Source organism: Paractinoplanes hotanensis, assembly GCF_023717965.1.
Taxonomy (GTDB): Bacteria; Actinomycetota; Actinomycetes; order Mycobacteriales; family Micromonosporaceae; genus Actinoplanes; species Actinoplanes polyasparticus.
Genome location: NZ_JAMQOL010000060.1, coordinates 50,563 through 76,147, shown reverse-complemented (window position 1 = coordinate 76,147; position 25,585 = coordinate 50,563). Strand labels below are relative to the sequence as shown.

24 protein-coding genes are annotated in these 25,585 nt (G+C 69.2%); 12 read left to right on the top strand and 12 right to left on the bottom strand.

Annotated elements, in window-relative coordinates; translation table 11 throughout:
* Positions 1 to 126: 126 nt before the first annotated feature.
* The 4 genes from LXN57_RS38910 to LXN57_RS38895 all read left to right on the top strand — a co-directional run bounded on the left by LXN57_RS38910 (position 127) and on the right by LXN57_RS38895 (position 6,164).
* On the top strand, positions 127 to 1,014 hold the full coding sequence (locus tag LXN57_RS38910; protein WP_251803233.1) for a TauD/TfdA dioxygenase family protein: 888 nt from the start codon (positions 127 to 129) through the stop codon (positions 1,012 to 1,014).
* Between the two features lie 145 nt (positions 1,015 to 1,159).
* The gene (gene leuS, locus LXN57_RS38905) at positions 1,160 to 4,033 is read left to right on the top strand and encodes a leucine--tRNA ligase (protein WP_251803232.1); all 2,874 of its coding nucleotides are present in this window, start codon (positions 1,160 to 1,162) and stop codon (positions 4,031 to 4,033) included.
* Positions 4,034 to 4,104: 71 nt separating this feature from the next.
* Positions 4,105 to 5,607, top strand: a complete 1,503-nt coding sequence (locus tag LXN57_RS38900) for an aldehyde dehydrogenase family protein (RefSeq protein WP_308206691.1) — start codon at positions 4,105 to 4,107, stop codon at positions 5,605 to 5,607.
* A gap of 416 nt (positions 5,608 to 6,023) precedes the next feature.
* Positions 6,024 to 6,164, top strand: coding sequence for a hypothetical protein (locus tag LXN57_RS38895; RefSeq protein ID WP_251803230.1), 141 nt, complete (start codon positions 6,024 to 6,026; stop codon positions 6,162 to 6,164).
* A gap of 3 nt (positions 6,165 to 6,167) precedes the next feature.
* Here the strand turns inward: LXN57_RS38895 and LXN57_RS38890 are convergent, their stop codons facing one another.
* Genes LXN57_RS38890 through LXN57_RS38880 form a run of 3 tightly spaced genes read right to left on the bottom strand, consistent with a single transcriptional unit; the run spans position 6,168 to position 9,355 of the window.
* Entirely contained in the window at positions 6,168 to 7,775 is a 1,608-nt protein-coding gene (locus LXN57_RS38890) for an alkaline phosphatase family protein (protein WP_251803229.1), read from the bottom strand.
* Positions 7,772 to 8,575: an SDR family NAD(P)-dependent oxidoreductase gene (locus tag LXN57_RS38885; protein ID WP_251803228.1), complete on the bottom strand. Its 804-nt coding sequence runs from the start codon at positions 8,573 to 8,575 to the stop codon at positions 7,772 to 7,774. The genes LXN57_RS38890 and LXN57_RS38885 overlap by 4 nt, the downstream gene beginning before the upstream one ends.
* Positions 8,576 to 8,584: 9 nt before the next feature.
* On the bottom strand, positions 8,585 to 9,355 hold the full coding sequence (locus tag LXN57_RS38880; protein ID WP_251803227.1) for a phytanoyl-CoA dioxygenase family protein: 771 nt from the start codon (positions 9,353 to 9,355) through the stop codon (positions 8,585 to 8,587).
* Positions 9,356 to 9,503: 148 nt separating this feature from the next.
* Here LXN57_RS38880 and cysS point away from each other — a divergent pair, with 148 nt between their 5' ends.
* On the top strand, positions 9,504 to 10,937 hold the full coding sequence (gene cysS, locus LXN57_RS38875) for a cysteine--tRNA ligase (RefSeq protein WP_251803226.1): 1,434 nt from the start codon (positions 9,504 to 9,506) through the stop codon (positions 10,935 to 10,937).
* 150 nt (positions 10,938 to 11,087) lie between these two features.
* On the opposite strand, the gene LXN57_RS38870 is transcribed toward cysS, so the two are convergent.
* On the bottom strand, positions 11,088 to 11,378 hold the full coding sequence (locus LXN57_RS38870; protein ID WP_251803225.1) for a hypothetical protein: 291 nt from the start codon (positions 11,376 to 11,378) through the stop codon (positions 11,088 to 11,090).
* A gap of 592 nt (positions 11,379 to 11,970) precedes the next feature.
* On the opposite strand from LXN57_RS38870, the gene LXN57_RS38865 reads away from it, so the two are divergent.
* Complete coding sequence (locus LXN57_RS38865; RefSeq protein ID WP_251803259.1) at positions 11,971 to 12,528, top strand: dihydrofolate reductase family protein; 558 nt, start codon at positions 11,971 to 11,973, stop codon at positions 12,526 to 12,528.
* A gap of 158 nt (positions 12,529 to 12,686) precedes the next feature.
* On the opposite strand, the gene LXN57_RS38860 is transcribed toward LXN57_RS38865, so the two are convergent.
* Positions 12,687 to 13,472: a DUF6928 family protein gene (locus LXN57_RS38860; protein WP_251803224.1), complete on the bottom strand. Its 786-nt coding sequence runs from the start codon at positions 13,470 to 13,472 to the stop codon at positions 12,687 to 12,689.
* Positions 13,473 to 13,516: 44 nt separating this feature from the next.
* On the opposite strand from LXN57_RS38860, the gene LXN57_RS38855 reads away from it, so the two are divergent.
* Positions 13,517 to 14,239 carry a hypothetical protein gene (locus LXN57_RS38855; protein ID WP_251803223.1) on the top strand — a complete coding sequence of 241 codons (723 nt, stop codon included), beginning with the start codon at positions 13,517 to 13,519 and terminating at the stop codon, positions 14,237 to 14,239.
* Here the strand turns inward: LXN57_RS38855 and LXN57_RS38850 are convergent.
* Entirely contained in the window at positions 14,135 to 15,220 is a 1,086-nt protein-coding gene (locus tag LXN57_RS38850) for a hypothetical protein (RefSeq protein WP_251803222.1), read from the bottom strand. The genes LXN57_RS38855 and LXN57_RS38850 overlap by 105 nt on opposite strands.
* On the opposite strand from LXN57_RS38850, the gene LXN57_RS38845 reads away from it, so the two are divergent.
* The 4 genes from LXN57_RS38845 to LXN57_RS38830 are packed head-to-tail and all read left to right on the top strand — an operon-like array spanning position 15,213 to position 17,530.
* Positions 15,213 to 15,806 carry a hypothetical protein gene (locus LXN57_RS38845; protein ID WP_251803221.1) on the top strand — a complete coding sequence of 198 codons (594 nt, stop codon included), beginning with the start codon at positions 15,213 to 15,215 and terminating at the stop codon, positions 15,804 to 15,806. The two genes, LXN57_RS38850 and LXN57_RS38845, sit on opposite strands and share 8 nt — an antisense overlap.
* Positions 15,796 to 16,500, top strand: a complete 705-nt coding sequence (locus LXN57_RS38840; protein ID WP_251803220.1) for a beta/alpha barrel domain-containing protein — start codon at positions 15,796 to 15,798, stop codon at positions 16,498 to 16,500. The genes LXN57_RS38845 and LXN57_RS38840 overlap by 11 nt, the downstream gene beginning before the upstream one ends.
* Positions 16,501 to 16,508: 8 nt before the next feature.
* Positions 16,509 to 16,832 (top strand): type VII secretion target, encoded by a 324-nt coding sequence (locus tag LXN57_RS38835; protein ID WP_251803219.1) that lies wholly within the window; start codon positions 16,509 to 16,511, stop codon positions 16,830 to 16,832.
* Positions 16,829 to 17,530: a WXG100 family type VII secretion target gene (locus tag LXN57_RS38830; protein ID WP_251803218.1), complete on the top strand. Its 702-nt coding sequence runs from the start codon at positions 16,829 to 16,831 to the stop codon at positions 17,528 to 17,530. The genes LXN57_RS38835 and LXN57_RS38830 overlap by 4 nt, the downstream gene beginning before the upstream one ends.
* 52 nt (positions 17,531 to 17,582) lie before the next feature.
* On the opposite strand, the gene LXN57_RS38825 is transcribed toward LXN57_RS38830, so the two are convergent.
* The 6 genes from LXN57_RS38825 to LXN57_RS38795 form a co-directional block, all read right to left on the bottom strand.
* Entirely contained in the window at positions 17,583 to 18,302 is a 720-nt protein-coding gene (locus LXN57_RS38825; RefSeq protein ID WP_251803217.1) for a hypothetical protein, read from the bottom strand.
* Positions 18,299 to 18,829, bottom strand: coding sequence for a SigE family RNA polymerase sigma factor (locus tag LXN57_RS38820; protein ID WP_251803216.1), 531 nt, complete (start codon positions 18,827 to 18,829; stop codon positions 18,299 to 18,301). Before LXN57_RS38820 ends, LXN57_RS38825 begins: the two co-directional genes overlap by 4 nt.
* Before the next feature lie 321 nt (positions 18,830 to 19,150).
* A complete protein-coding gene (locus tag LXN57_RS38810) occupies positions 19,151 to 20,590 on the bottom strand; it encodes an aminotransferase class I/II-fold pyridoxal phosphate-dependent enzyme (protein ID WP_285904718.1) in 1,440 nt (479 codons plus the stop codon).
* Between the two features lie 192 nt (positions 20,591 to 20,782).
* Positions 20,783 to 21,019, bottom strand: a complete 237-nt coding sequence (locus tag LXN57_RS38805) for a helix-turn-helix domain-containing protein (protein WP_251803215.1) — start codon at positions 21,017 to 21,019, stop codon at positions 20,783 to 20,785.
* Between the two features lie 49 nt (positions 21,020 to 21,068).
* Entirely contained in the window at positions 21,069 to 21,956 is an 888-nt protein-coding gene (locus LXN57_RS38800; RefSeq protein WP_251803214.1) for an NAD-dependent epimerase/dehydratase family protein, read from the bottom strand.
* A gap of 87 nt (positions 21,957 to 22,043) precedes the next feature.
* A complete protein-coding gene (locus LXN57_RS38795) occupies positions 22,044 to 24,032 on the bottom strand; it encodes a glycosyl hydrolase family 28-related protein (protein WP_251803213.1) in 1,989 nt (662 codons plus the stop codon).
* A gap of 265 nt (positions 24,033 to 24,297) precedes the next feature.
* On the opposite strand from LXN57_RS38795, the gene LXN57_RS38790 reads away from it, so the two are divergent.
* Entirely contained in the window at positions 24,298 to 25,509 is a 1,212-nt protein-coding gene (locus tag LXN57_RS38790) for a CehA/McbA family metallohydrolase (protein ID WP_251803212.1), read from the top strand.
* The last annotated feature ends 76 nt before the right edge of the window (positions 25,510 to 25,585 follow it).

Below are 25,585 nucleotides of genomic sequence, written 5' to 3'. Positions count from 1 at the left end.
GAGGCATCGGCGGTTGTCCATGATACGTGGCGATGCCGTATACTCAGCCGTTCGGGCGGGCAATTGCGAGACAGAGAGAAGACGTGGGATATGTCCTCGTCGGCATCGATGCTCCGGGTGGTGCCCATGACCACGGTCGTGGGCGCCGAGGTCGTCGGCGCCGATCTGTCGGCCCCGCTGGACACCGCCACTGTCGCGGAGATCCGAGCCGCGCTGCTGCGGTGGAAGGTAGTGTTCTTCCGCGACCAGCGCCTCACTCCCGAGCAGCAGCTCGAGTTCGGCCGGCGGTTCGGCGCCGTGACGCCGGCCCACCCGGTGGTCGCGCCCGACGGCGCGCACGGCCACCGCGAGATCCTCCGGCTCGAGCACGAGGTTGCGGCCCCGCCGTCCGGGTCCGGCAACCTCAATGCATCCACATCGGAATCTCTGGACCTGACCAGGCGCTGGCACACCGATCTCACCTTCCTGCCCAACCCGCCGATGGCCTCGATCCTCCGTGCGATCACGGTCCCGCCATATGGCGGGGACACCATGTTCAGCAACGTGGTCGCGGCCTACGAGGCCCTCTCCCCGCCGGTCCGGCGGCTGGTGGACGGACTGCAGGCCGTGCACCGCTGGCGGGGGTTCTCGGGCGACGCGGGCCGCCCCGCGGTCGAGTCGCCGCGCACGGCCGTGCACCCGGTGGTGCGGGTCCATCCGGAGACAGGTGAGCGGGCGCTCTTCGTCAACCCCTACTTCACGACGCACATCGCCGGGCTGTCCAACCACGAAAGCCAGGAGATCCTCAATCTTCTGTACCATGTTGCGTTCCGCCCGGACTGCACCGTGCGTTTCCGGTGGGAACCACACAGCGTGGCCTTCTGGGACAATCGCGCCACGGCCCACGTCGGTCCGGTCGATCTCGAAGGCTGGCAGGTCGACCGGGTGGTCGAGCGGATCACCCTGGTTGGGGATTTGCCCGTCGGGCCCGACGGCTTCGTATCGCGTGCCCTATCGGGTGAACTCTTCGGTTGACCAGCCGCGGGCCGCGGGCCCGATTGGCAATGCGGCGGCCATTCGGCCCATACCGAGGCAGTAAAATGCCCAGCGTGCCCGGAGAGCTTGCTTCTTTGGATTTTGCACGCCCACAGACACCAGCACCGGCAAGGTGAGGTAACCCATGAACAAGGTGAACGCTTCGGCGACGCCGGAAGCTAGCGATGCGCCCGCGGGGGACATTCCGCCGCACCGCTACACCGCTGCCATGGCGAACGAGATCGAGGAGCGGTGGCAGGACCGCTGGGACGAGGACGGCACCTTCTATGCGGCCAACCCCGTCGGTGCGCTGGCCGACCCGAAGCACCCCCGGGCGGGCGCGGAGAAGCTGTTCGTGCTGGACATGTTCCCCTACCCCTCCGGCGCCGGGCTGCACGTCGGGCATCCGCTGGGCTACATCGGGACCGACTGCTACGGCCGCTTCCAGCGGATGATCGGCCGAAACGTGCTGCACGCTATGGGCTTCGACGCGTTCGGGCTGCCGGCGGAGCAATACGCGGTACAGACAGGAAAATACCCGCGGGTGACCACCGAGGAGAACGTCGAGCGTTACCGGCTGCAGATGCGCCGGCTGGGGCTGGCCTACGACACTCGGCGCTCGGTCGCCACCACCGACGTGAGCTTCTACCGTTGGACCCAGTGGATCTTCCTGCAGATCTTCAACTCCTGGTTCGACTCCGAACAGCGCCGGGCCCGGCCGATCGCCGAGCTGATCACCGAATACGAGCGCAACGAGCGGCCCACCCCGGCAGGCCGGCCGTGGGCGGAGCTCTCCACGGCGCAGCGGCGACAGATCGTCGACAACCACCGGTTGGCGTTTATCTCCGAGGCGCCGGTGAACTGGTGCCCCGGCCTGGGCACGGTGCTGGCCAACGAGGAGGTCACGTCCGACGGGCGCAGCGAGCGCGGCAACTTCCCGGTGTACTCGCGCACCTTGAAGCAGTGGATGCTGCGGATCACCGCCTACGGGGACCGGCTACTGGAGGATCTGGACGCGCTGGACTGGCCGGAGTCGGTCAAGCAGATGCAGCGGCACTGGATCGGCCGGTCCACCGGCGCATACATCGGCTTTCCGGTCGGCGACCGCGCCGTGCGGGTCTTCACCACCAGGCCGGACACCATCTTCGGCGCTACCTACCTGGTGGTCGCCCCGGAGCACGCGATCGTCGACAAGCTGGTGCCGGCCGCCTGGCCGGAGGGTGCCAAGCCGCAGTGGACCGGGGGCCACCGCACGCCAGCCGATGCGGTGAGCGCATACCGGGCGGCCGTGGCCCGCGAGACGGAGGCGCAACGCACCGCCGAGTCCCGGACGAAGACCGGGGTCTTCATCGGCGCCTACGCGACCAACCCAGCCAACGGGGCCAGAATCCCGATCTTCGTCGCCGACTACGTCCTGGCTACCTACGGCACCGGCGCGATCATGGCTGTGCCCGGGCAGGACGAGCGGGACTGGGACTTCGCCGAGGTGTTCGACCTGCCGATCGTCCGGACCGTCCGGCCGACGGCGGACTTCGACGGCAAGGCATACACGGCGGACGGGCCCGCCGTCAACTCCGCCAACCCTGAGACGGGGTTCAGCCTGGACGGGCTGAACGTCAGCGACGCCAAGGCGAAGACCATCGAGTGGCTGATCGCCGAGGGCTACGGCGAGCGCACCGTGACCTATCGGCTGCGCGACTGGTTGTTCAGCCGGCAGCGCTACTGGGGCGAGCCCTTTCCGATCCTCTACGACGAGGCCGGGCTCCCGGTGGCGCTCCCCGAGTCCATGCTGCCGCTCGAACTGCCCGAGATCGACGACTTTTCGCCGCGCACGTTCGATCCCGAGGACGCGGACAGCGAGCCGGAGGCGCCGCTGTCGCGGGCGCAGGACTGGGTCGAGGTGACGCTGGACCTGGGCGACGGCCCGAAGCGGTACCACCGGGAGACCAACACGATGCCGCAGTGGGCGGGCTCCTGCTGGTACGAGCTGCGGTACCTCGATCCGGGCAACGACGAGGTGATGGTCGACCCGGCCAACGAGCGGTACTGGATGGGCCCTAAGCACGACGGCGACTCCGGCGGGGTGGACCTGTACGTCGGCGGCGTCGAGCACGCCGTGCTGCACCTGCTGTACGCCCGGTTCTGGCACAAGGTCCTCTACGACCTCGGCCACGTGTCCTCGTTCGAACCGTTCCGGCGCCTCTACAACCAGGGCTACATCCAGGCGTACGCCTACACCGACAGCCGTGGCTTCTACGTGCCGGCCGAGGAGGTCGTCCAGCGCGACGGCACCTTCTGGCTCGGCGACGAGCAGGTCAACCGGGAGTACGGCAAGATGGGCAAGTCGCTCAAGAACGTGGTGACGCCCGACGACATGTGCGCCATGTACGGCGCCGACACGTTCCGGGTCTACGAGATGTCGATGGGCCCGCTGGACATGTCCCGGCCGTGGGAGACCCGGGCCGTGGTCGGATCGCAGCGGTTCCTGCGGCGGGTGTGGCGGCTGGTCATCGACGAGGAGACCGGTGCCACCCGGGTCGTTGACGCCGGCCTGGACGCCGAGACCGAGCGGCTGTTGCACCGCACCATCGACGGCGTGCGGTCCGACTTGGAGGGCCTGCGCTTCAACACCGCGATCGCGAAGCTGATCGAACTGACGAACTGGGCGACCGCCATCGCGGCCGACAGCACCCCGCGCGTCCTCGCGGAGTCGCTGATCCTGATGCTCGCCCCGTTTGCCCCGCACCTTGCCGAGGAGCTCTGGGAGCGCCTGGGCCACCGCGAGTCACTGACCTATGCGGACTTTCCGGTGGCCGATGCCGCGCTGCTGGTCGCGGAGTCCGTGACCTACCCGGTGCAGGTGGGCGGGAAGGTCCGCGGCCGGATCGAGGTCGCCGTCGAAGCGGGTGAGGAAGAGGTCCGCGCCGCGGCGCTGGCCGAGGTGGCCGACGCCCTGGGGGGCCGGGAGCCGAAGAAGGTCATCGTTGTCGCCGGTCGCATGGTGAGCGTAGTGTTGTAGCGCCACGGGACGGCCGATCCCGGCACTCGTGATAAAGTGATGTTCATCGTTTTGTTGGGGCCGCGGGGTGGATGCGTGGCCACGCGGGAGGACGGCAGATGGCCACCCGTCGGGCAACTTACCCGTTTATCGCCGGTCGAGCGGACACGTCAGGCGCCAGCGTATTTACCACCGTTAATCCCGCCACCGAAGAGCCGGTGGCCGACGTCGTCCAGGCGGACGCCCGGCAGGTGGACGCGGCCGTCGCTGCGGCTGCGGACGCGCAGCGGGCGTGGTGGCGGATGGCGCCGGACGATCGGGCCGCCGGGCTGGAGCAGTGGGGCCGGCTCATCGCGCAGGACGTCGAGCAGTTGGCGTTGCACGACACTGTCGACATGGGACGGCCGGTTCGGGAGTCGCGGGCTCAGGTGCCCGGAGCGGTGGGGTGCCTGCGGTACTGGAGCGGGGTGGCGACCCGGTTGTGGGGGCAGCAGATCCCGGCGCTCCCCGGCCACCTGTCCTACACGGTCCGGCAGCCGGTCGGTGTGGCCGGCGTCATCCTGCCGTGGAACGACCCGCTGCCGTCGTTCGTCGGGGCGGTCGCGGTCGCGCTCGCCGGCGGGAACGCTGCGGTCGTGAAGCCCTCGGAGGTCTCGCCGCACTCGGCGCTGCGGCTGGCCGAGCTGGCCGACCACGCAGGCCTGCCGCGCGGGCTGATCAACGTGGTGACCGGCGACGGCGCGGTGGGCGACGCCCTGGCCCGCCATCCCGGTGTCGGCGCCATTTCGTTCACCGGCAGCGTCGCCACCGGCCGACGCGTCAACGTGGCAGCATCGGAAACCTTCAAGAAGGTCGTCCTGGAGATGGGCGGCAAGTCGCCGAACATCATCTTTGCCGACGCCGATCTCGACCGGGCACTGCGCGCGTCGGTGTGGAGCGTGTTCGCCAACACCGGCCAGGCCTGCAGTGCCGGCACCCGGCTGCTAGTCGACGCGCGTATCGCCGACGAGTTCACCGCCCGCGTGGCCGAGCTGGCGGGTCGCGTGCGGGCCGGCGATCCCCTGAACTCGTCCGTCCATATAGGACCAATTGCGTCCCGGGTGCAGTACGACCGCGTCTGCGGCTACATCGCGACCGGACGGTCCGAGGCAACGCTCGTGGCCGGCGGCGGGCGGCCAGCCGACGTCGACGGGCGCGGATACTTCGTCGAGCCCACCGTGTTCACCGGCGTGGAGCCGACCGCGACCATCGCGCGGGAGGAGATATTCGGGCCCGTGCTGGCGGTGCTGACCTTCGATACGGAGGAGGAAGCGGTCGCGCTGGCCAACGACGTCGACCTCGGGCTGACCGCGACCGTCTGGACGCACGACACAGGTCGGATGCTGCGCATGGCGAGCCAGCTGCAGGTCGGCACGGTCTGGGGCAACACGACCCGCGTCTACCACCCGGCATTCCCGTTCGAGGGACACAAGCACAGCGGCCTGGGCAGCGGTTCCGGGGAGACCGCGATCGAGGGCTGCACGCGCCTGACCCGGGTCTCGATCCGCTACGACGACTCGGACGTTCCCGGCTGGCCACTCGAACCCGCTGAATGATCGCCGGATCCGACCGGGTCCGCACCGCTGCCGCGTACTGGCGGCGTGTCCGCCGTGTCGGATCAGTTGCCCGCCCTGGTCGGCATGGCCATAGGCACGGCAGGGACGCTGCTGACCGCGGTCGTGACGGACCGGGCGCGGTGGCGACGGGAGCGCGACGCACGCTGGGATGCCCGGCGCGCGGAGGCTTACGCCGACTATGCGCGCGCGATCAAGCGGCTCCGCTATCTGGCCGCGGGTATCTCGGCCGAGGACCGGCCGGGCGCCGCGACGCACCCCATCGAGCGGGAGGCCGGGCCTGAAGCTGCTCGTGGAGGCCGACGTCGAGCGCGCCCTTGCGTGGGAGTCCGTGCTGCTCCTGAGCGACGCGGCCACGGTGGCGGCGGCCCGGCGCGAGGCCATCTGGCAGATGCAGCTTGATCGCCCGGCACGAGGCCGATCCAAACGGGTGGGAGCTCGCCGTTGCCGAGGCCGCCCAGGCCGGAGACGACTTCTACGCCGCCGCGCGCGGGAGCCTTGAGGTCGGCGGGAAGCCGCTGCCGCCGCTGAAGGAGTGACGCTCAGATCCGGTAGCCGAGGTCGCGCAGGCGCTGAGCCAGGCCCGACGCGTCCGCAGGCTCGGCCGGGGACGCGCTCGCCGAGGCCGGCCGGACCCCACCGAGGAAGTCCAGCAGCGCGACGCCGTCGAACTCAGGCAACGGATCGAGCCCGTACCGCTGCAGGATCGTCGGGGCCAGGTCCACAATAGACGCGTCCGGCAGTCTGACCCCCGCCGGCACGTCGGGGCCGGCCATGACCAGGACGCCGTAGGGGTCGTGGTCGCCGACACAGCCGGTCGCGACGGGATCGACGACGTCAGCCACCGGCGCGATCAGACGGCTCTCCGGGTGCCGGTAGAAGCTGTAGACCTGGCAGAAGTAGTACCTGTGGTCGGCCAGCACCGGGGTCAGGTCGGGGCCCTTGGGTGCCTGGTGCCCCCAGTAGAGGCCGTCGCGGTCGATAATGTGGCTCACCAGTGGACCCTGGCCGTCGTCGAGCGCGAGGAGCGCGGCCCGGACCTGGACCAGCACCCGCGCGGCCTCGTCGGCGCTGGTGACGGCCGCGCGGCCCCGGCTGCGGTTCACGGTCACCTGGCCGTAGTCGGAGGTGCAGAACGCCTTCGTGCGGTCCCAGTCGATGGTGCTGAAGCCGATGTTCGCGCCCGCGTGCTCGGCCTGCACATCCCGGTAGGCCGACTCGCGGTACTCGACTCCCTTGCTGCGCAGCATCTCCACCATGGACCGGACCTGAGGCGCGGACGCCGGCAGGCCAAGGATCCCCGGCACGTGCTCGTCGGCCAGCCATGGGCCGAAGTGCAGCAGGCCGCAGTCGCGCAGGACGTTGTGGATCATGATGAACTTGTCGATCTCCAGCGAGCCGTGGTCGGACACGATGATGAACGTGGTCTCCGGCCCGGCCAGCCGACGCAGCCGCCCGATCAGCTCGTCGCCGGTCCGGTAGGCCGTCTCGAAGCTCGCTTCGGCCGGCCGGCTCCGGTGCGCGATGTAGTCGGTCAGGAACAGGTTCACCTGCAGGAAGTCGGGCTGGAACCGCTCGTAGAGCAGCTCGCTCGCGCCGACCCGGGCCCGCTCGACCTCAGCCCACCGGGCGGCCATCTCGGCGATGGGCACGGCGGGCGACAGGTCCGGCGTGACCCGGTAGTCGAGCCCTTCGGCCAGCAGCTCCTCGCGCAGGCCGCGCGGATATGCGAACAGGCTGTCCACCTCGGGCGTGGCGAACGGGGAGTCCAGGCCGGCGAGGAGGAAACCGTCGAGCGGCCTGGCCGGATAGGTCATCGGCACGTTGACCACGCCGACCCGCAGGCCGGCGCCGGACAGGATCTCCCAGATCCGGGCGTTGCCGACCGTCGCCCCGCTGGACGGCCGCAGCTCGCCCGACGACAGGTCGGGTGACCACCAACCGTAGATGCCGTGCTGGCCGGGGTTGACCCCAGTCGCGTAGGTGGTCCAGCCTACCGGCGTCTGCCATGGCGTCGACGAGACCAGCCGGGCGCTCGCCCCGCCCCGCAGTAGGGACGCCATGTTCGGCATCAGCCCCCGGCCGAGCAGCGGCTGGATGTGGCGAAACGTAAACCCGTCGACCCCGACGACCACGCATCGCGCCGTCATGACCGGGCCGTCCCGTCGGCAGCGGCCGCGGCGAGGTCCGAATCGCGGACGACCTTCCGGCGGAACCGGCCCGCCAGCCCGGCGTCGACCCGCACGACCTGTCCCGTCACCGCGCCGGACAGCCGCGGCGACAGCAGCCACACGACGGCGCTGGCGACGTCGTCGGCCGACGGCGGATCGGGCAGCGCCAGGAACGACTGCGGGGCCGTGTCGTCATCGGCGTCGACGACCGGCGGTTCGCCGGTGCCGACCGATCCGGGGGCCACGAGGTTGACCCTGGCCCGCGGCGCCAGTGCGGTCATCTCGTCCACCAGACTCTGCAACAGTCCGAAGGTGACGGCTGATTTGCTGGCGGCGAAGTGCGCGCGGCCCGGGTGGCCGTAGGTCGCCGCCGCGGCACCCATCAGCACCAGCGACCCGGTACCGCGGGACCGGACATCCGCCAGAAACTCACGCACGGTCAGGAAGGTCATCAGTGCGTTGGCCGTGAAATGTTCGTGCCACTCAGCGGTTGTCATGTCGACGATCGCCGTCCGGTTCGGCGGCCACGTGGCGGCCGCGGCGATACAACCGTCGGGGGCGCCCACCGTCGATCTTGCCTCTGCGAAGATCTTGCGCACCTGGTCCTCATCGGTCAGATCGGCCTGAATACTGACGTGGGTCGGCACGGCCGGCGGCCGGTTGCGGTACTGGGCCACCACGGTCGCCCCTTCCCGCAGCAGCGCCGAGCAGACGGCCGAGCCGATGAGCCCGCCGGCGCCGGTCACCACGACCACGCTCCCGCTGAGACCGGTCATCATCGCGCGGGCCTACAGCTCGTCGTAGTCACGCGCGACCACGAACGGCGGCCGGTCGAGCTTGCTCGGCGTCACACCGACCCGGGCGACGTTGGTGTAGAGAATGCCGCGCCGCCGGCCCGTATGATTGAGGTCGGAGGAGTGGACCAGGCACATGTCGCAGATGAACACCGTGCCGGCGGCGCCGACGAGCGGCACGATCGAATCCTCCTGGAACAGGGTCCGCATCGCGGGCTCGGGAATCCGGTAGGCCATCTTCGGCTCGCGATCGCCGGCCGCCGCGACTCCGGTCGGGCCGCGCTGCGGCACCGGAGTGGCGAGCTCGGCTTCGAGAAGACCGAACCGGTGCGAACGGGGAATCACCCGAACGGGCGCCATGTCTTCAGAAATCGGATCCAGAAAAATACCGACGATCGCGCCGTCGGGCCGCGGCAACCCGTCATAGTCGTGATATGCCCGGAAGTCCTGATGCCAGTCCAGGGTCGAACTCGAAGCCGGCTTCAGATGCAGCTGCGACTGATACAGATAGAAAGATCCGCCGAGCAGCTCGGTCAAAACCGGGCGCAGCTTCTCGGAGCGCACCAGGTCCAGGACCCGCGGCTCCAGCTCGTGGACCCCGTAAACCGACTGGACCTCGCCGCCGTCCGTTACCCCGACCTGCGGGCCGCGAAACGACTCCACCCCGTCGAGCCACGCCGTTGCCGCCGACAATTCCCCCGAACCGAACAACCCCTCAAGGAGGAGAAAACCTTGTTTGCGGTATGCCGCAACATTGGCACCCATCGAGGACCCCCAGCCTCTTCAAATGGTGGGGACGAGCGTAACGCTGACGGTGATTACTGTCTATATCTGAGCCATCCCCTCGCCGCATGGTACGGTCGGCCATCGCCACGAACTAGGCGACCGACCTCGACCTGTATAGTCACGCGACGTGACACTCAAGCTGCATGATACGCTCGCGGGCACCATCCGAACCTTTGTTCCAGTCACCGCAGGTGCCTGCCGTATCTACGTCTGTGGCGCCACCGTGCAGTCGGCCCCGCACGTCGGCCACATGCGATCTGGTGTGAACTTCGACGTGCTGCGACGCTGGCTGGTCAAATCGGAGTACAGCGTCACGCTTGTCCGCAATGTCACCGATATCGACGACAAGATTCTGGCCGCTGCCCCCGCTGTTGGCGAGGCGTGGTGGGCCCTGGCCTACGCCAACGAGCGGGCCTTCGCCCAGGCGTACGACACCCTGGGGTGCCTGCCGCCGACCGCGGCCCCGCGCGCGACCGGACACGTTCCGGACATGATCGAGCTGATGCGCGAGCTGATCGACCGCGGCCACGCCTACGCAGCCGGCGGCGATGTTTACTTTGCTGTCAGCACGTTCCCGGAGTATGGCGCGTTGTCGGGCCAGCGGCTCGACGACATGCAGTCCGCGAACGACGCGGACGACAAGCTGAAGCGGGATCCGCGCGACTTCGCCCTCTGGAAGCGGCACAAGCCGGACGAGGGGGCGGCAGCGTCCTGGTCCACCCCGTGGGGGCCGGGTCGGCCCGGCTGGCATCTGGAGTGCTCAGCGATGGTGGATCGCTACCTGGGCGCCGAGTTCGACATCCACGGCGGCGGGACCGAGCTCATCTTCCCCCACCACGAGAACGAGATTGCGCAGTCCCGCGCGGCCGGCCGACCGTTCGCCCGCTACTGGGTTCACAACGGCCTGTTGAACCTCGACGAGTCCAAGATGAGCAAGTCGCTAGGCAACGTGATCGGGCTGCCGCACATCCTCAGCCTGGTCCGGCCGATCGAGCTGCGGTACTACCTGGCCTTCCCGCACTACCGATCGGTGATCGAATACACCGAGGACGCGCTGCTCGAGGCGGCCGTCGCCTTCCGCCGGGTGGAGAACTTCGTGCTGCGGGCCCACGAGCAGGGCGGACTCCGGGAGCGCGCCGAGCGCCGACTGCCGCCCGAGTTCGTCGCCGCCATGAACGACGACCTCGCCACACCGCGGGCAATGGCGGTGCTGCATGACGTCGTCCGGGTCGGCAACGCGGCCCTTGCCGACGGCGACGCCACCACCGCCGGCGCGGCGCTGAGCTCGGTCCAGGCCATGCTCGACGTCCTCGGCCTGGACCCACACTCGACGATCTGGTCCCGCGACGCATCCGACGGCTCACGCTCGGAGAGCGTCATCGGCTCGCTGGTCGACCTCATGCTCGACGAGCGGAGCCGGGCGCGCGAGCGCAACGACTACGCCGAGGCCGACCGGATCCGGCAACGCCTGCACGCCGCCGGCGTCGCCGTGGAGGACACGCCAGCAGGCCCCAGGTGGATGCTTGCGCCGCTTGAGGCGGGCACCTCGCACAGCCGATAACAGGTGACGCGAGTTGCACCGATCAGGTCGGCCGGGCGCCGGTACCGAGGGCCGGTCACCATCAGCAACACCTGCTCGCACAGGGGCGAGCGTCTCCTCGGGAAACACCCCGGCGAGCGGCAGCAGCACGCCCAACGGATCGGGTGCCCGTCAGCCGAGCCGTCCCAGACGCGGCAGCATCGCTCGGAGCGGCGGCGACATCGGCTGCGCCGGGTCGTGCCGGTCGACCAGCTCGCGCAGGCGTTCGCGCAGGTTGTGCGAGAGACGGTGCGGGTCGATCCGGGCGACGAGATCCCACGCCTCGCTCCACAGCGAGGCCTCGACCAGCGCGCCGAGGGTTCGAACCGTCAGCAGGGCTCGCTGGTGGTCCTCCCTGACCGTGCTCAGCAGGCGGGTGTCCGCCCGGCCGCGCTCTTCGACACGTTGCGCGGAAAGGCTCATTGAAGGTCGTTCGGGACCACCAGCGATCGCGCCTGGGTTCGCAGGTCGGGCGGCGACCCTGCAGCAGCCGGACTTGGCGAGCGCAAGATGCTGGTTCCGCCCATTGGCGTCCTGCCGCTCCTAGATGCTCCCTGTACCTGGCTATCGGCGCGGCCGGTTGGTGGGTGCATTCAACGGACGTGAACGGCGTTGAACGGTCATCAACCGACATCACGTACCGAACGCTGACCTGCCCAAACAACCCTTTTGGCAGTCAGCGCTGTTGTCCAGGCAATTTCGACACGGAATTTGTCGGTTTCCCCGCCGATCAGGCAATGCTGACGCGGCGTGTCAGGCGTATGCCGCGTCGCAGATTCGTTCCGGCTCCTGCCGGGGGCACCATCAGTTCTGTGCTGTGGCCTTGTTTTATAGGCCTGGTCCGATTGGCACCCGTGCGCAGCGAGGCGGCTCGATGTCGCTGGTCGCGCGAGATCTGCGCATTCTCGGCGGGTCTCGGCCGACCTCGAACGCTCTCGGCGAGCCGAAGACTTGTTCACTTGTGTACGTGCCGCCTGCCTGGGCCGATGCCGTAACGGCGTTAGACTCCGCGGCCATGGGAGCGCTCATCTTCAGCCTGAACCTCACCCTGGACGGTTGCGTCGACCACCAGGAGGGGATCGCCGACGACGAGACGCATGTCTTCTTCACGCGTCTCATGGACGAGGGCGGAGCGATGCTGTGGGGTCGCGTGACCTACGAGATGATGGAGAGCTACTGGCCGTCCGTCGCTCGCGGTGACGAAGCGGCGCCGCCGGCCGTACGCGAGTGGGCGGTCAAGCTGCAGGCCAAGCCCAAATACGTGGTGTCGTCGACGCGCGATGACTTCCCGTGGGCCAACAGCCACCACATCGCGGGCGATCTGCGCGAGGGCGTGCAGAAGCTCAAGGACGCGACCCCGGACGGGGTCCTTCTCGGAAGCGGCAAGCTCGCGACCGAACTCGACCGGCTGGACCTGATCGACGAGTACAAGCTGCTCGTCCATCCCAGGATCGCCGGCCACGGCCCGACGCTGTACCAGGGCGGGCTGCCTGCCACGCGCCGGCTCGAGCTGCTCTCGGCGCAGCCGCTCCGCAACGGCGCGGTGGCCATGCACTACCGCCGCGCGCGCTGAATCACCGAGCCCATCGCCGCCAACTCACCGGCTACGCGGCGTCCTCACGGCCAGGCGGGCCTGCCAGGACGAAGCCCGGCGGTGGGTCTGCTGCCTGGGAGGAGACCGAGTGGTTGTGATCGCTCACGGTTCCGTCCGGCTTTCCCAGTGCCGGGAAATCAGTCGGAGAAGGGTGGATGGGCCTTCTCGAACTCTTCCCAGCTGGCCTCCCGCATCGTGCCGTCCGGACCCATCTCGTACATCGTGAACGGGCCCAGGTCGCGCTTTGCCCGCTCGTGCGCCGCCTCGCGTGCTGCCTGTTCCTGACCTGACGGGTCGCCGACGCGGAAGACGTGCACGGGAACGTCTTCGGCGTCGATGTCGTCCGGAGCGGGGTCTCCTTCGATGACGAAGCCGAACAAGGCGCTCAGAGCCACCTCACCCAGTTCCAACGGGTGGAAAGGCAACGGGTACGGCTCTCGGTCCTCCCAGCCGGGAACCGGTTCGACCGGGTGCCGGCCGTTCCAGAACGGGCGCTCGAACCCGTACGGCTCGCCGATGCTCTCGATGATGCCGCTGCCCGGGGAGAGGCTCAGAGAACGAACCAGCTTCCCGTCCTCCCAGACCGCGAAGCAGAGCCAATCCACCACCGAATGCATGCCGTGCATGACGATCCGCCGACCGGCCCCGGCCCGGAGCAGATGTTCCGGCAGTTCCGATGGACGATCCAGGACCAGCCGCTGATCGCACACGAGCTCAGCGCCGGGCAGCACAGTCACATGGGCGATGTCTTCGGGCGGATACGTCTGAAAGAGACTGCTGTCGCCGACCAGCGCGACGTCATAGCCGGGAAGAACCCGACGGACCAGAGCCTCAGCTTCGCTCGGATCGGATCGGGTGGCGCCCCGCAACGCCGGCCTCAGATCGCCGTCGGTGAAAGCCAGCAGCGCAGTCTTGGCACCCATGACACCTCCTGGTTCGTGGGCACGATACGACATACCGTGAGGGGGTGCTGAGCGATCGGGATCGCACTCTTCTGGCGCCCCACGTCGCGCTGTTGCGGGCCGCTCGGAAAGAGCTGGCGACCGCTCGGCGGAGATTCGAGGTGGCCGAGCAGGGGCTGACCGAATCGGCCGGCGGCACGGACTGGCGCGACCGGCTGCTGGGTGGTTTGTTCAGCGCCGACGACGGGCGGACGCAGCGTTATCGGCGGGCCCGCGACGAGCACAGAACCGCGCGGAAAGCGCTGGCGGAAGCCGAATCCAGGTACGCCGGATATGCCGAGCGCGTCGACGGAATGCTCGGCCCGTTGCTGGTCCGGGACGACCCCGAGTTCCGGGTGCTGGTGGAAACGGTGCGGGCCTGCGACAAGGCTCTGCGCGCCTGCGAAGAGATGCGAAGGGGTATCGCAAGCATCCTCAAACCCGACGTGGGACGGGCCAAGGACGACCGCATCGCCTGGCACAAGGCCGAATTCGCCCGTCGTCAGCGCGATGAGCTGATCCAGGAGGTGCGCACGCGAGGGCCGGGGCTGCGCCGGACGATCGAGCGCGCCGCCCTGGCCGTCGGCGAACCTCCGCCATCGATCGACGACGTACGCGGAACCGGAGATCGGCAACTGCGCGAATCACAACAGCAATTGGAGGCGGCGATCAGAGAGATCGGCAGGTGGCGGGCCGGCGCCGACCGGGCGCGTACGGCCGCCCTGCGCGTCGCACATGACTCGATCTGAGCTGGCAATCGTGCGAGATCTGAGCTGGTAATCGTGCGAGATCTGAGTTGGTAATCGCGCGAGATCTGAGCGGGTCATCGTGCGGGCCAAGGCGATGGCGAACGGCGATTCAGCCGTACGCCAGACATGCCGCTCCTCGTAGGGCCACGCGTAGACCGGGAATTCGTCGCGGCACAACCCCGCCAGTTCCGGCTCGCCCAGATCCTCGGCGGCGTGGGCGTACAGCTGCGGAATCCGCGGCACGATGACGCCGTAATCCACGATGCGCGACAGGTAGTTCTCTGCCGCCAAGACCTTGTCGATACCGACATTTTCCAACGGGTACGCGTCGGGCAGCACATCCTTGAGCGAGAGAAACAGGTCGGCGCCGCGACGGCGGGGGTCGCCGAGCAGACGGCCGAACACCGCCAGCCTTCCGAGCGCGAGCTTCGGCCGTACGAGAAGGCAGTGGGCATAAAGCACCCGGAGCAGAGCCACATCCATGAAGAACCGCTCGAGCGAGCCCTCACCCGCGACCAGATCCCGATGGCGCAGATAGCCGCCGACGATGCTCGAATTGTGCGCGCGATACCAGCGCTCGGGCCCCGGCGCCCGCAGAAAGGCCAGCCAGGGATCGACGCTGCGGTTACTGCCCGCGCCGGTAGAGCCCCGGAAAAGCAGATCCGCCTCGGCCGCGTCCCGCAGCAAGGATTCGTTCACCGCCCGCCACCACGGGCTGCCGCCGTCCGCCCGAAGCACTCCACATCGGATCTGCCATTTCATGAAGGCGACCTCGGCCCTCCGGTACGACCGGATGTCCGGCCTTTCATAGAAGGCAGCAGCCAGCCCCAACCGCCGCGCGGGATCGTCGCGGACCGCCGCCACCATCTCGCCGGCCCGCTGCTCCGCCCCAGTCGTCATAGGGCCGGAATGTAGCTCGAACATGTCGCGCCCGGGAACGGTGGCGATGGGGCAATACGATGAGACATCGACAGTGATCATCTCTTGGCGGAGGATCTCATGGCGCCGTCGAGGGTCGCGCGGGGGCGGCGGAGGTGACGAGGGGTCACCGCCATCGCCCCGGCCTCGATCGGGCGGCGACAACGCGGCCGCCCAGGAAAACGCGGCCGCGGCTCGGCTTCAGGACGGGCTGGCCGGCGAACGAGGCACCAGCAACAGCCCCGCCGGTGACAGCCCCGCCGGTGACAGCGCCGATGTCACCCTCAGCGCGACCCGGGCCGACGCAGACGGCGCCCACACTTTCGTTGACAACATCGTCGGCGATCCGCGGTCGGTCGCCGGAAGATCGGCGCAGGACATCGCCGATCAGTTCACCGCGGCGGGCTACCGGGCGAATGTAGAGCAGAGCACCCGCAGGGGCACTTCGCAGCGGGCGCAGCAGGTACGCGTCCAAGGGCATCCCGAGATCACCAACATCCAGGTACATCCCGGCGGCGGGCGGCACACGCCGGAGGGTTCGCCGTACTGGAAGATCTCCACGAGTACGCAGGGAAAGACCTGGGTCGTCCCGAGGGACTTCCGAGGCGCTGACGAGCTGGGCGGAAACGTGGTGCGCTATGACGAATGAGTTGATCAAGGTGGATCGGGTGCGCTCGGTCGAGGAGGCCGTCACGCTCGAGAAGCTGGGGGCCGACCTGCTCGGAGTCGACCTCACACCGGATCCGCGCTTCGACGACGGCCGAACGGTCTCACTCGAGCAGGCCACCGCGATGGACGGCGCTCTGGCCCGGGCGACATTGGTGCCGGTCCTCGATCTCGCGGGTGATCCCGATCGAATCCTGCGGATCGTCCACGCCATGCATTCCCGAATGGTCCAACCGGTGCGGCGCATGGTTCCGCCGGCTGACGTGCGAGCACGGCTGAACGACGCCGGCGTCGGCATCGTCTACGGCGGTATCGAGATCGCCCACGACGACGACCCGGCCTGGGTTCTCAGCGATTACCTCGACGAGCCGGGCCTGGAGGCCTCCTTTTTTCAGGCCGACGTGCTGCCCGAGTACCGCGACTCCTGGACCTTTCTGCGCGACCGCGCACCCGAGTACGAGGAGGAATTTCAGATCGCCGACCTCGACGAGCTCGCCGGCCGTCATCCGCTCCTGGTCGGGTTCGACTTCACGCCCGGGAACGTGCGCGAAATCGTGGGCGCCCTTCCACGCGTACGAGGCCTGGTCTTCACCCTCGCCGAACGCGCCGGTCGAAGCGGGGTGCATTTCCACTCCTACCCCCAGACGCTCGCCACGCTTCAGGCACTGAGGGGGTGACCTGATAGATGCCCGAAGGGTTCGCGGTCGACATCGAGGAGATACGCGCGCACGCGGCGAAGCTGCAGGCCTTGCGGCAGCGGGCTGCGGCCATCAGGTCGGCGAGCGCGAGCATCAGCAACAACGAGGCTGCCTACGGCGTCCTGTGTGCCTGGATGGCCGAGATCCTGGAGCGCCGGCACCAGCGGCAGAACCAGCTGTTCGCCGACGTCGAGCGGAATCTGGCCCGGGCCGCCGAGGCGCTGACACGAACAACTCAGGAGTACGCGGAGACCGACGACACCGCGGCTCGGCGCATCCGCCGCGCCGGGCGCATGGAGGACTCGCCATGACGGACAGCTCTCTGGTCGCGAGCGTCGTCTCGACTCGTACCGGAACCGCGGGGGTGGGCCTGGCGGAAAGCTTCCAAGGCCTGAACCACGCGGTGCGGAGCGGAGACTGGGTCGATGGCGCCCTGGCCGGTGGCGCCTTCGCACTCGAGGCGGCGGCGACCGTGCTCGATCCCTTCAGCGCGCTGCTGTCCAGTGGGCTGAGCTGGGCCATGGAGTACTTCGAACCGCTGCGCGAGGTGCTGGACCGGCTGGCCGGAATTCCCGACCAGGTCACGGCGAATGCCGGGACGTGGTCCACCATGGCCTCTGAGCTGCAGGCGCTGGCCTCCGACCTGCAGGCCGATCTGGCGACTGATCTGCCGGGCTGGCAGGGCACGACTGCCGATTCCTACCAGCAGTTGATGGCGAACAACGTCGATGGTGTGGGCGGGCTGAGCGTGCTCGCCTCCACGATGGCGGCTGCTACTCGGGCAGCGGGAAATCTGGTGCAGTTCACCCGCGACATCGTGCGTGATCTGATCGCCGATCTGGTCGCCCGGGCCATTGTCTGGACCGCCGAAGCGCTTTTGGTCGTGACGATTCCGGTCGTGGCGGCTCAGATCGCCTCGGCCGTGGTCAAGTGGGCAGGCCGGATCATGGGGTACACGAGCGCGCTGGTCACCAGCCTGACCAACCTGCGCCTGCTACTCGGTGGCTGACCAGAACGGCCCGCGACCTACCGGTCGCGGGCCGTTCGGCGGGGGAGGAAAGTCAGCCGACGCCCTGGACGGCGTCCTTGTGGACGTGGACGCCGGCGCCGAGTTCGACGATCTGGGCTTCGGTAAGGCCGAGGCCCTGCCAGACCTGGACGATCAGGTTGATGCCGGAGGGCTGCTTGATCCAGAGCTCCCAGCCGGTGTCGCCGCCGGGGGCGGTCGGGGCGGGGCCGTCGGGGGTTTCGCCGCGAAGGCTCTTGAGCAGCACGCCCTCGTGGTCGCCGACCTTGACTGTCTTGCCGTCGCGGGACGGGCCGCTCTGGTCCTTGGACTCGAGCATGACGACGATCTTGTCGGCGAACGAGTCCTTGTCGTAGACCGGGTCGGTCGACGGGTTCACGCCGGGGCCGGGGTTCTTGGCCTTGTCGGGGGCGATCGTCACGTAGCCGAGCTCGCTGGCCTGGACGAACCAGCCGTCCGGCACCTTGTCGACGGTGAAGCCCTTGGGCTGTTCGCCCTTGTAGGCGACGAGCTGGACGGCTGCGGCGCCGGCGACGACGCGGTCTTCCGGAGCCGTGGGGGCGCTGGTGCTGGTGGCGACGGCGATGGCGGCGGCCAGGGCGGCCACGCCGAAGGCGGAACCGGTGCAGGCCTGGACGACCCGGCGGCGGCGCAGGGCGCGACGGCCGCGGGTGAGGTCGGCCTCGATCTGGTCGTTCGAGGGGGCGGAGATCGGACCGGCGATCTCCTGGAAGTGGTCACGCAGGTCGTTCATGGGGTGGCTCCCTGGCTGAGAAAGGTGGGTCGGGCGCTGCCGTGCAGGGCGGCTCGGAGACGATCCAGACCGCGCGCTGTCTGGCTCTTGACGTTGCCCTCCGAGCAGCTGAGCGCGTCCGCCGTCGCTGCCACGTCGAGGTCGTAGAAGTAGCGGAAGACGACGGCCGCCCGCATCCGGGGCGGAAGCTCACGCAGTGCCTGTTTGACGGCCTCCCCCGCGGCTCCGGCCCCGCCCGGCGCGTCACCGGCGACGTCAGGGAGTTCGGCCATACTGCGCTCCCGGTGCCGCCAGACCCGCCGCTTCTCGTCGATCAACGCGTTGACCAGCACGCGGCGCACATACCCGTCGGGGTTGTCCGCCCGCTGGAAAGCCGGCCAAGCGACGTACAGTTTCGTCAGCGTCGCCTGGACCAGATCCTCGGCCAGGTGGGTGTCACCCGCGGTGAGCAGGGTCGCCGTATGGAGAAGGCGAGGTCGCCGGCTCACCACGAAATCGTGGAACTGCTCGTCTCTGTCTCGTCTCACACCCCGATGACGATCGGCTCCACGGTTGGGTTGCATGCCGCCCATCATCGGCGAGCCCGAGTTCCGAGGAAAGGCAGCTACGACCGGGCGGCATTGCCGCCCGGCCGTGAGGCAGGGGAAGTGGCTCTGGTCGGGCGCGTGGTAGGTGTCGCGCGGTGGCTTCGGCCGGCCGACCAGCTCCTGGTGTTCGGCGGCGAGATGGCGTCCGGCTTCTCCGGCTTGGCCTGGAACTGCGGGTAGTCGACGCGCTTGAACATCGTTCCTCCAAGGAGACGAAGGCGGGACGCTCAACCACCTACCCGAAGGGGTGTCCCGAGCGGGTCAGCCGATAGCCCGCTCGTGCCGAACCACCCGGAAGGTCCGGAGCGACGGGTCGGCGCTGTCGGGAATCGTCATGCCGGCCGCCAGCCCGGCCCGCAGATAGTCGACAACCGCCTCGTTGAAGCGCTCGCCGGGCAGGATCGCCGGCACGCCGGGCGGATACGGGCTGATCATTTCGGCCGCGACCCGGCCGGTCGGGTCGGTGACCTGCTCGGTCGGGGCGAAGTAGGCCTCCCGCGGGTTCATCGCCTGCTCGAGGTTCAGCTCCTCGAGCGGGGGGACGGCGGGCGCCGGCCGGTCCGGGGCGGGCGGCTCGGCGACCAGGTTTTCGAAGCCCTCGGCCAGTCGCTCCAGCGCGATGTCGGTGTCCGAATAGGTCAGTGAGCACACGACCCGCCGCGCGTCGCCCAGTTGCACGGTGATCCGCCGCCGCTCCTCCATCCAGTCTTTGACCTGATAGCCGCTGAGCCCGAGCCGCGAGACGTCGACCGAGAGCTTGAGCGGATCCCATTCGGCGACACTGTCGTGCCCGACGATCAATTCGTCCATCACGGTGAGGTCTGACAGCTTGCCGAGCCGTACCCGCAGGTGATTGACCCGCCGCAGGGTGTCGTCGAGCAACTGCGGGCCGTCGGCCACCATCCGCCGCCGGAAGGCGTCGATCGAGCCGTAGAGCAGCGCCGACGGGCTCGTCGTGGTGAGCAGGTCGAGGCGCAGCCGCAGGTCGACGGGGTCGACCAGGTCGCCGCAGAGAAGAATCATCGACGCCTGGCACAGGCCACCGTCGGCCTTGTGCAGGCTCTGCACCACGAGGTCCGCCCCGGCGTGAATGGCCGAGGTCGGCAGGTCGGGGTGGAACGGGAAGTGCGCGCCCCACGCCTCGTCGACCAGCAGCGGTACGCCGTGCCGGTGTGCGAGCCGGGCGATGCTCCGCACGTCGGCGCCGGTGCCGTACTCGGTCGGCGTGATCATCAGGACGGCCGAGATGTCCGGGTGGAGGCGCAGGGCCTCGGCCACATCGTCGGCGGCGGCCGGGTGGGCGATCTGGTTCTCGGCGTCCCAGCGCGGGCGCAGCCACACCGGTTCGGCGCCGGCCAGGATGAGTGATGCCACCACCGACTTGTGCACGTTGCGGTCGACCAGGATCTTCCGGCCGGGACCGGTCACGGTGAGCATCGCGGTGTGCATCGAGACGGTCGAGCCGCAGGTGGTGAAGACGGCCTGCTTGGCGCCGATCGCGTCGGCCATCAGCTCCTCCGCCTCCGACACGGCTGCCTTCGCGGTGATCACATCAGCCTCGAACGCCCCGCGGGACAGCACGGACGCGGCGCGGTCGTCGAGGGTCAGCCCGAGCCGGTGGCCGGGAAGCGCGAACGTGTAGCGGTCATCGCGCCGGAACTGCTCGATCGCGTCCAGCACGGGCGTTTTTCGCTGATCCATGGCGGGCCGCATCCCCCGGCCGAATGCCGGTAAACCTTGGCCCGCGTGGGTCCTGGTCCGACACTCACGGGTCGGCCCGGCTCGAGACGCGCAGCTTGCGCAGCAGCGTGGCCGTCTGCCGCTTCACCGTCGCTCCGAGACGTGCAGCTTGCCCGCCATCTCGGTCGTCGACGCGCCGGCCGCGATGTACTGCTACAGGTCGCGTTCCTCGCCCGACAGGGGCGCCGCGAACCGCCGCGGATCCGGCGCCTGGGCCATCACGGCGGCGAGCAGGTCGGACGGCAGCACGACCCATCCGTCCGGCGCGGCCGGCAGGGGTTGGAGCAGGTCGGCGGCCCGGCCGCTGCTCACCTCGGGCAGCAGCAACTCGAGTCCACGTACGAAGAGGGGATGGTCGTCCACGATGGCGATCCGGATGCCTGCACGCACCCCCCGGCCCCGCTCGTCGCCGTGTGGGCGCTGGCCCTGGTGCGGCGGCTCAGCGCGGATTCGCCGCCACGAAAGCTGCCACGTATTCGTCCAGCCGCCGCTCCGGGTGCCAGCCCAGCTCGGCGGCCCTGGTGATGTCGGCCTGGCCGCGGGTGCGCTCGCCGCGCAGGGCCGGGGTCAGCTCGTAGGGGACGCCGAACATCTGGGCGACCTCCAGGATCGGCCACTCGTGGCCGGCGCCGAGCAGGTAGCCGTCGCCGCTGCCCTTCTGGGCGACCAGGACGATGCCGCGGACGATGTCGTCGATGTGGGTGAAGTCGCGGGTCTGGGTGCCGGGGGAAACCACCGGCAGGGGCTCGCCGCGCAGGTACTTGTCCTCGAAGATGCCGATCACGGTGGCGTACTTGCCGCTGGTGATCTGGCCGGGGCCGTAGACGTTGTAGAAGTACGTGATCGCGTAGTCGAGTCCGTACCAGTTCGCGTAGTTCCGGATGTACTCGATGTTCTTGGCCTTGGTCCACGCGTACGGGTTCAGGTTCTCGTCCTGGCCGTCGTTGCCGAACTTCGAGCTGGAGCCCGCGTAGATCAGTTTGGCGCCGGCGGCCGAGGCGAACTTGACCACCTCTTTGGTCCCGAGCAGGTTGTAGTCCCAGGTCAGGTCGTGGTCCTCGAACGACGTGACGATCCTCGAGTATTCGCCCAGGTGGAAGACGATCTCGGGGCTGGGCAGGCCGCGGCCCGCCCAGATCTTGGCCAGGTCGGCCGTCGAGCCGTCGAGGTAGGTGACCCGGGGGTCGTTGACGTGGTTCTCGGGGACACCGGTGAAGTAGTTGTCGAGCGACACGATCGCCGCGGCCGGGTAGTCCGCCAGCAGCGATTTGATCAGAGCGGAACCGACGAAACCGGCACCACCGGTGACCAGCAGCGTGTGACTCAACGTAATTCCTCCGAGTGAAGTCGCCTGGCCGAAGGCTACCAAGAGCAGGCCGTCCCGCCCGAATCGCTCGAGCGGGACGGCCTTCGATCAGAAGGGAGCCGGCGCCGGGGGCGCGACGACCGGCGGGCGGTCGTCACAGGTGATGGTGTTGGGCAGCAGCCACGGCGCGAGCCAGCCGTCGTTGCCGCCGCGGTCGGTCACGGTGAACTCCGAGCCGGCCGGGGTGAACCCGAACGAGCCGCAGTTGTTGACCGGCACCGCGCCGACGTTGCGGGCGTCGACGTTCTCGAACGTGGCGCCGCCGGCCACCCGGGCGCTGAGCACGCTGGTGCCCGTGCCGTCGATCCGGACGTCCTTGAAGTGGACGTTCGGGATCGAGTACAGGTCCTTCACCGGCCAGTCGGAGACCATCATGATCGCGTTGTACGTGTTGTCGAGGTAGTGGTCGCCGGTGACCTGGATGTCGGCGTCGATGCTGCGGTCGAGCGCGAAGATCCAGATCGCGCCCAGACCGATGTTCCAGTTCAGCTCGTACGTGCCCGCACGCACCGTGGTGTTGCCGGTGAACTTCAAGGTGCCCGTGAAGGGCTCGGCGCCGAACCGGGAACCGGCGTGGATCGCGCTGCCCTCACGGATCGGGTCGGCGATCAGGTTGTTCGAGACCGTGTTGTCCCGGCCGCCGTAGATCGCGATGCCGTTGGCCAGCACCGGCGTCTGCACGGTGTTGCGGTCGAACGTGTTGCCGGCGTTCGTGGTCTTCTCGGCCCACATGGCCAGGCCGTCGTCGCCGCTGTTGCGGACGAAGTTGTTGCGCGCCACCGAGCCGGTGACGCCGGTGTGGAAGTTCAGGGCGTCGGCGATCTGGTCGACGATGATGTTGTTCTCGACCCGGACGTTGGACATCGGCCCGTCGAACCAGAGCCCGACCTTGGTGTGGCGGATGTGCAGGCCCCTGATCGTCGAGTCGCTCATCGCGCCGCCGACCCCGTTGACCTGGTCGATGTCGATGCGCTCACGCACGTCGCCCTCGATGGCGAACCCGGAGAGGTGCACGTTGCGGCTGCCGCCCTCCGAGGCGTACCTGCCGTAGAAGCCGACTCCCGTGTGGGTCGAGCCGTCCGGCGCCGGCGATGCCAGCGGCACGGAAACGCCCTTGATGATCGTGTACCAGTTGCCGGCGCCCTCGATCGTCACGTTGTCGACCACGATGTGCCGGTTGACTTTGAATGTGCCCGGCGGCACGTACACCTTGAGCTTCGTCTTCCGCGCGAAGGCGATGGCCTTGTCGAAGGCGGTGGCCGAGTCACGCCGGCCGGTCGGGTCGGCGCCGAAGGCCAGCACGTTGGCCGCCAGCAGGTTGACGTGCGGAAGCCCGACCAGCTCGGAGTCGAGCAGGTCGATCACGGTCCAGGGCACCGCCGACGACGCGGTGAGGCGCACCTTCCCGCCCGCCGGGACCGTGCGGCCGAGCAGCAGGCGCTGCTCGTCGTAGAAGTGGCTGGGCCGGAACGGCTTGGTGATCACCGGCGTCGGCGTGGTGGCGGCGGGCACGCAGGCGCACTCGGTGATCCACCAGTCCGGGTGCAGCAGGTCGGCGTTCGGGTCGTTGGTGAACGGGTACTGGTTGTAGAGCCACGAGTACTGCGAGGTCAGCGTCATGGTGCGGCTGGCGTTGCCCGCCTTGACGCTCAGCGGGGCGGTCAGGCCCCCGCCGGTCGCCGAGTCGGGGATGCTGTAGCGCACGGTGACCGCGTTGGCCGCCTTGGGCAGCGTGAACTCGACGTGCTGGCCGGGCGTGAGGCGTACGGCGGACCGGCCTGACGCCTCGGCGGGCAGGGTGTACGCGGTGCGGTCGGGTCCGATGACTGTGCCGTTGGTGCGGGCGCGCTCGGCCTCCTGTTCCAGGAAGGCGACCGAAGCGCCCCGGCCGGCGACGAGCGCGGGATCGAGGGCGGCGCGGGTGACCGCGGGGGCGGCGGTGGCGGGCGAGGCTTGGGCAGCGCCGGCGGGGACGACCGCGACGGCGCTCAACGCTATGACGGCCACGGCGACGGGCCGTCGGAGTGCCAGGGACATCGACGAACTCTTCTCTGAGGTGGGAGAGGGAGCGTGGCAGTGACCATAAGATTGCTGTGACGCAGTCCACAAGGTTCAGTCCGAAGTTTCCGGCAGATTGCTCGGTGTTTACGTGAAGCGATCGGTTTCTTTCACGCTGGTCGTGCCGCTGACCGCCGCTTGCAGCAATCAGCCGCAAGACCGCGCCACCGCCGACAGCCCCCGGCAGGCCGCCGTTCACCGCTGAGACATCCATAGCTGTCGTTTTCTTGCGATGCTCGGCCCCATGACGAGCCACGAGCACGACCACCTCAGCCGTCGATCCCTGCTCGCCGCGTCGGGCGGCCTGCTGGTGCTGGCGGCCACGCCCGGCACCGCGCACGCCGCCACCACCGGCGTCGCCGTCGACAACTCGCCCCAGCGGGCCACCGGCGCCTCCCGCACCTCCCGCCTCACCCAGGGCACGACGCTGGTGCACGCCGACCTGCACAACCACACCCTGATGTCGGACGGCGACGGCGACCCGGCCAACGCGTTCGCCTCGATGCGCTCGGCCGGCCTCGACGTGGCCGCGCTGACCGACCACACCACGCTGTTCGCGATCGAGGGCCTCTCGTCCTCGGAGTGGAGGCGGGCCGGGCAGCTGGCCGACGCGGCCAACGTGCCCGGCGCCTACACCGCGCTGCGCGGCTTCGAGTGGTCGCACCCGCTGCTCGGGCACGTCAACGTCTGGTACACCGGCAGCTTCACCGATCTGGGCGGCTCGTCGAGCATGGGCCGGCTCTACGACTGGATCGAGGGTTCGGGCGGCATCGGCGGCTTCAACCACCCCGGCCGGGAGCTGCTGCGGTTCAACGATTTCGCGTACGACGCCGGCCTGCGCGACCAGATGGTCGGGCTCGAGATGTTCAACCGCGGCGACGACTACCTGTTCGACGGCTGGTCGAGCGGGCAGAGCTCCCCGCTGAACGCGTGCCTCAACGCCGGCTGGCGCACCGGGCTCACCGGCGTGACCGACGAGCACGGCACCGACTGGGGCTTCCCCGAGGGCAAGGGACGCACGGGCCTGTGGGTCGCCGAGAACACCCGCAACGGCGTGCTCGAGGCGATGCGGGCCCGCCGCTTCTTCGCCACCCGGGTCAGTGGGCTCCGCCTCGACGCCACGGCCGACGGCGTACGGATGGGAGGCAGCCTGCCGACCGCCAAGGGCGACATCCGCTTCGTGGTCGACCTCGACCGCGGCCCGGAATGGGACGGCAAGCCGTTGAAGCTGCAGGTGCTGCGGCCGGGCTCGCGGGCCCCGCAGGTGGCCGAGGTGGTCGACGCCGTCGCCGGCACGACCACCGAGTTCACCGTGCCGCTCGACCTGGCCGACGGCGCCTGGGTGGTCATCCGGGTCGCCGACCCCACCCAGGCCAACGCCTCCCCCGGCCCGGCCGGGCACCCCGGCAACGAGTGGGGTGTGGCCTACTCGAGCCCGTGGTGGCTGACCGCCTGATCGGCCGACCTCGTACGGACCAATCCTCGGCCGCCCTTGCGCGATTCACCTGACCATCGCCCGGGGCCTTGACATG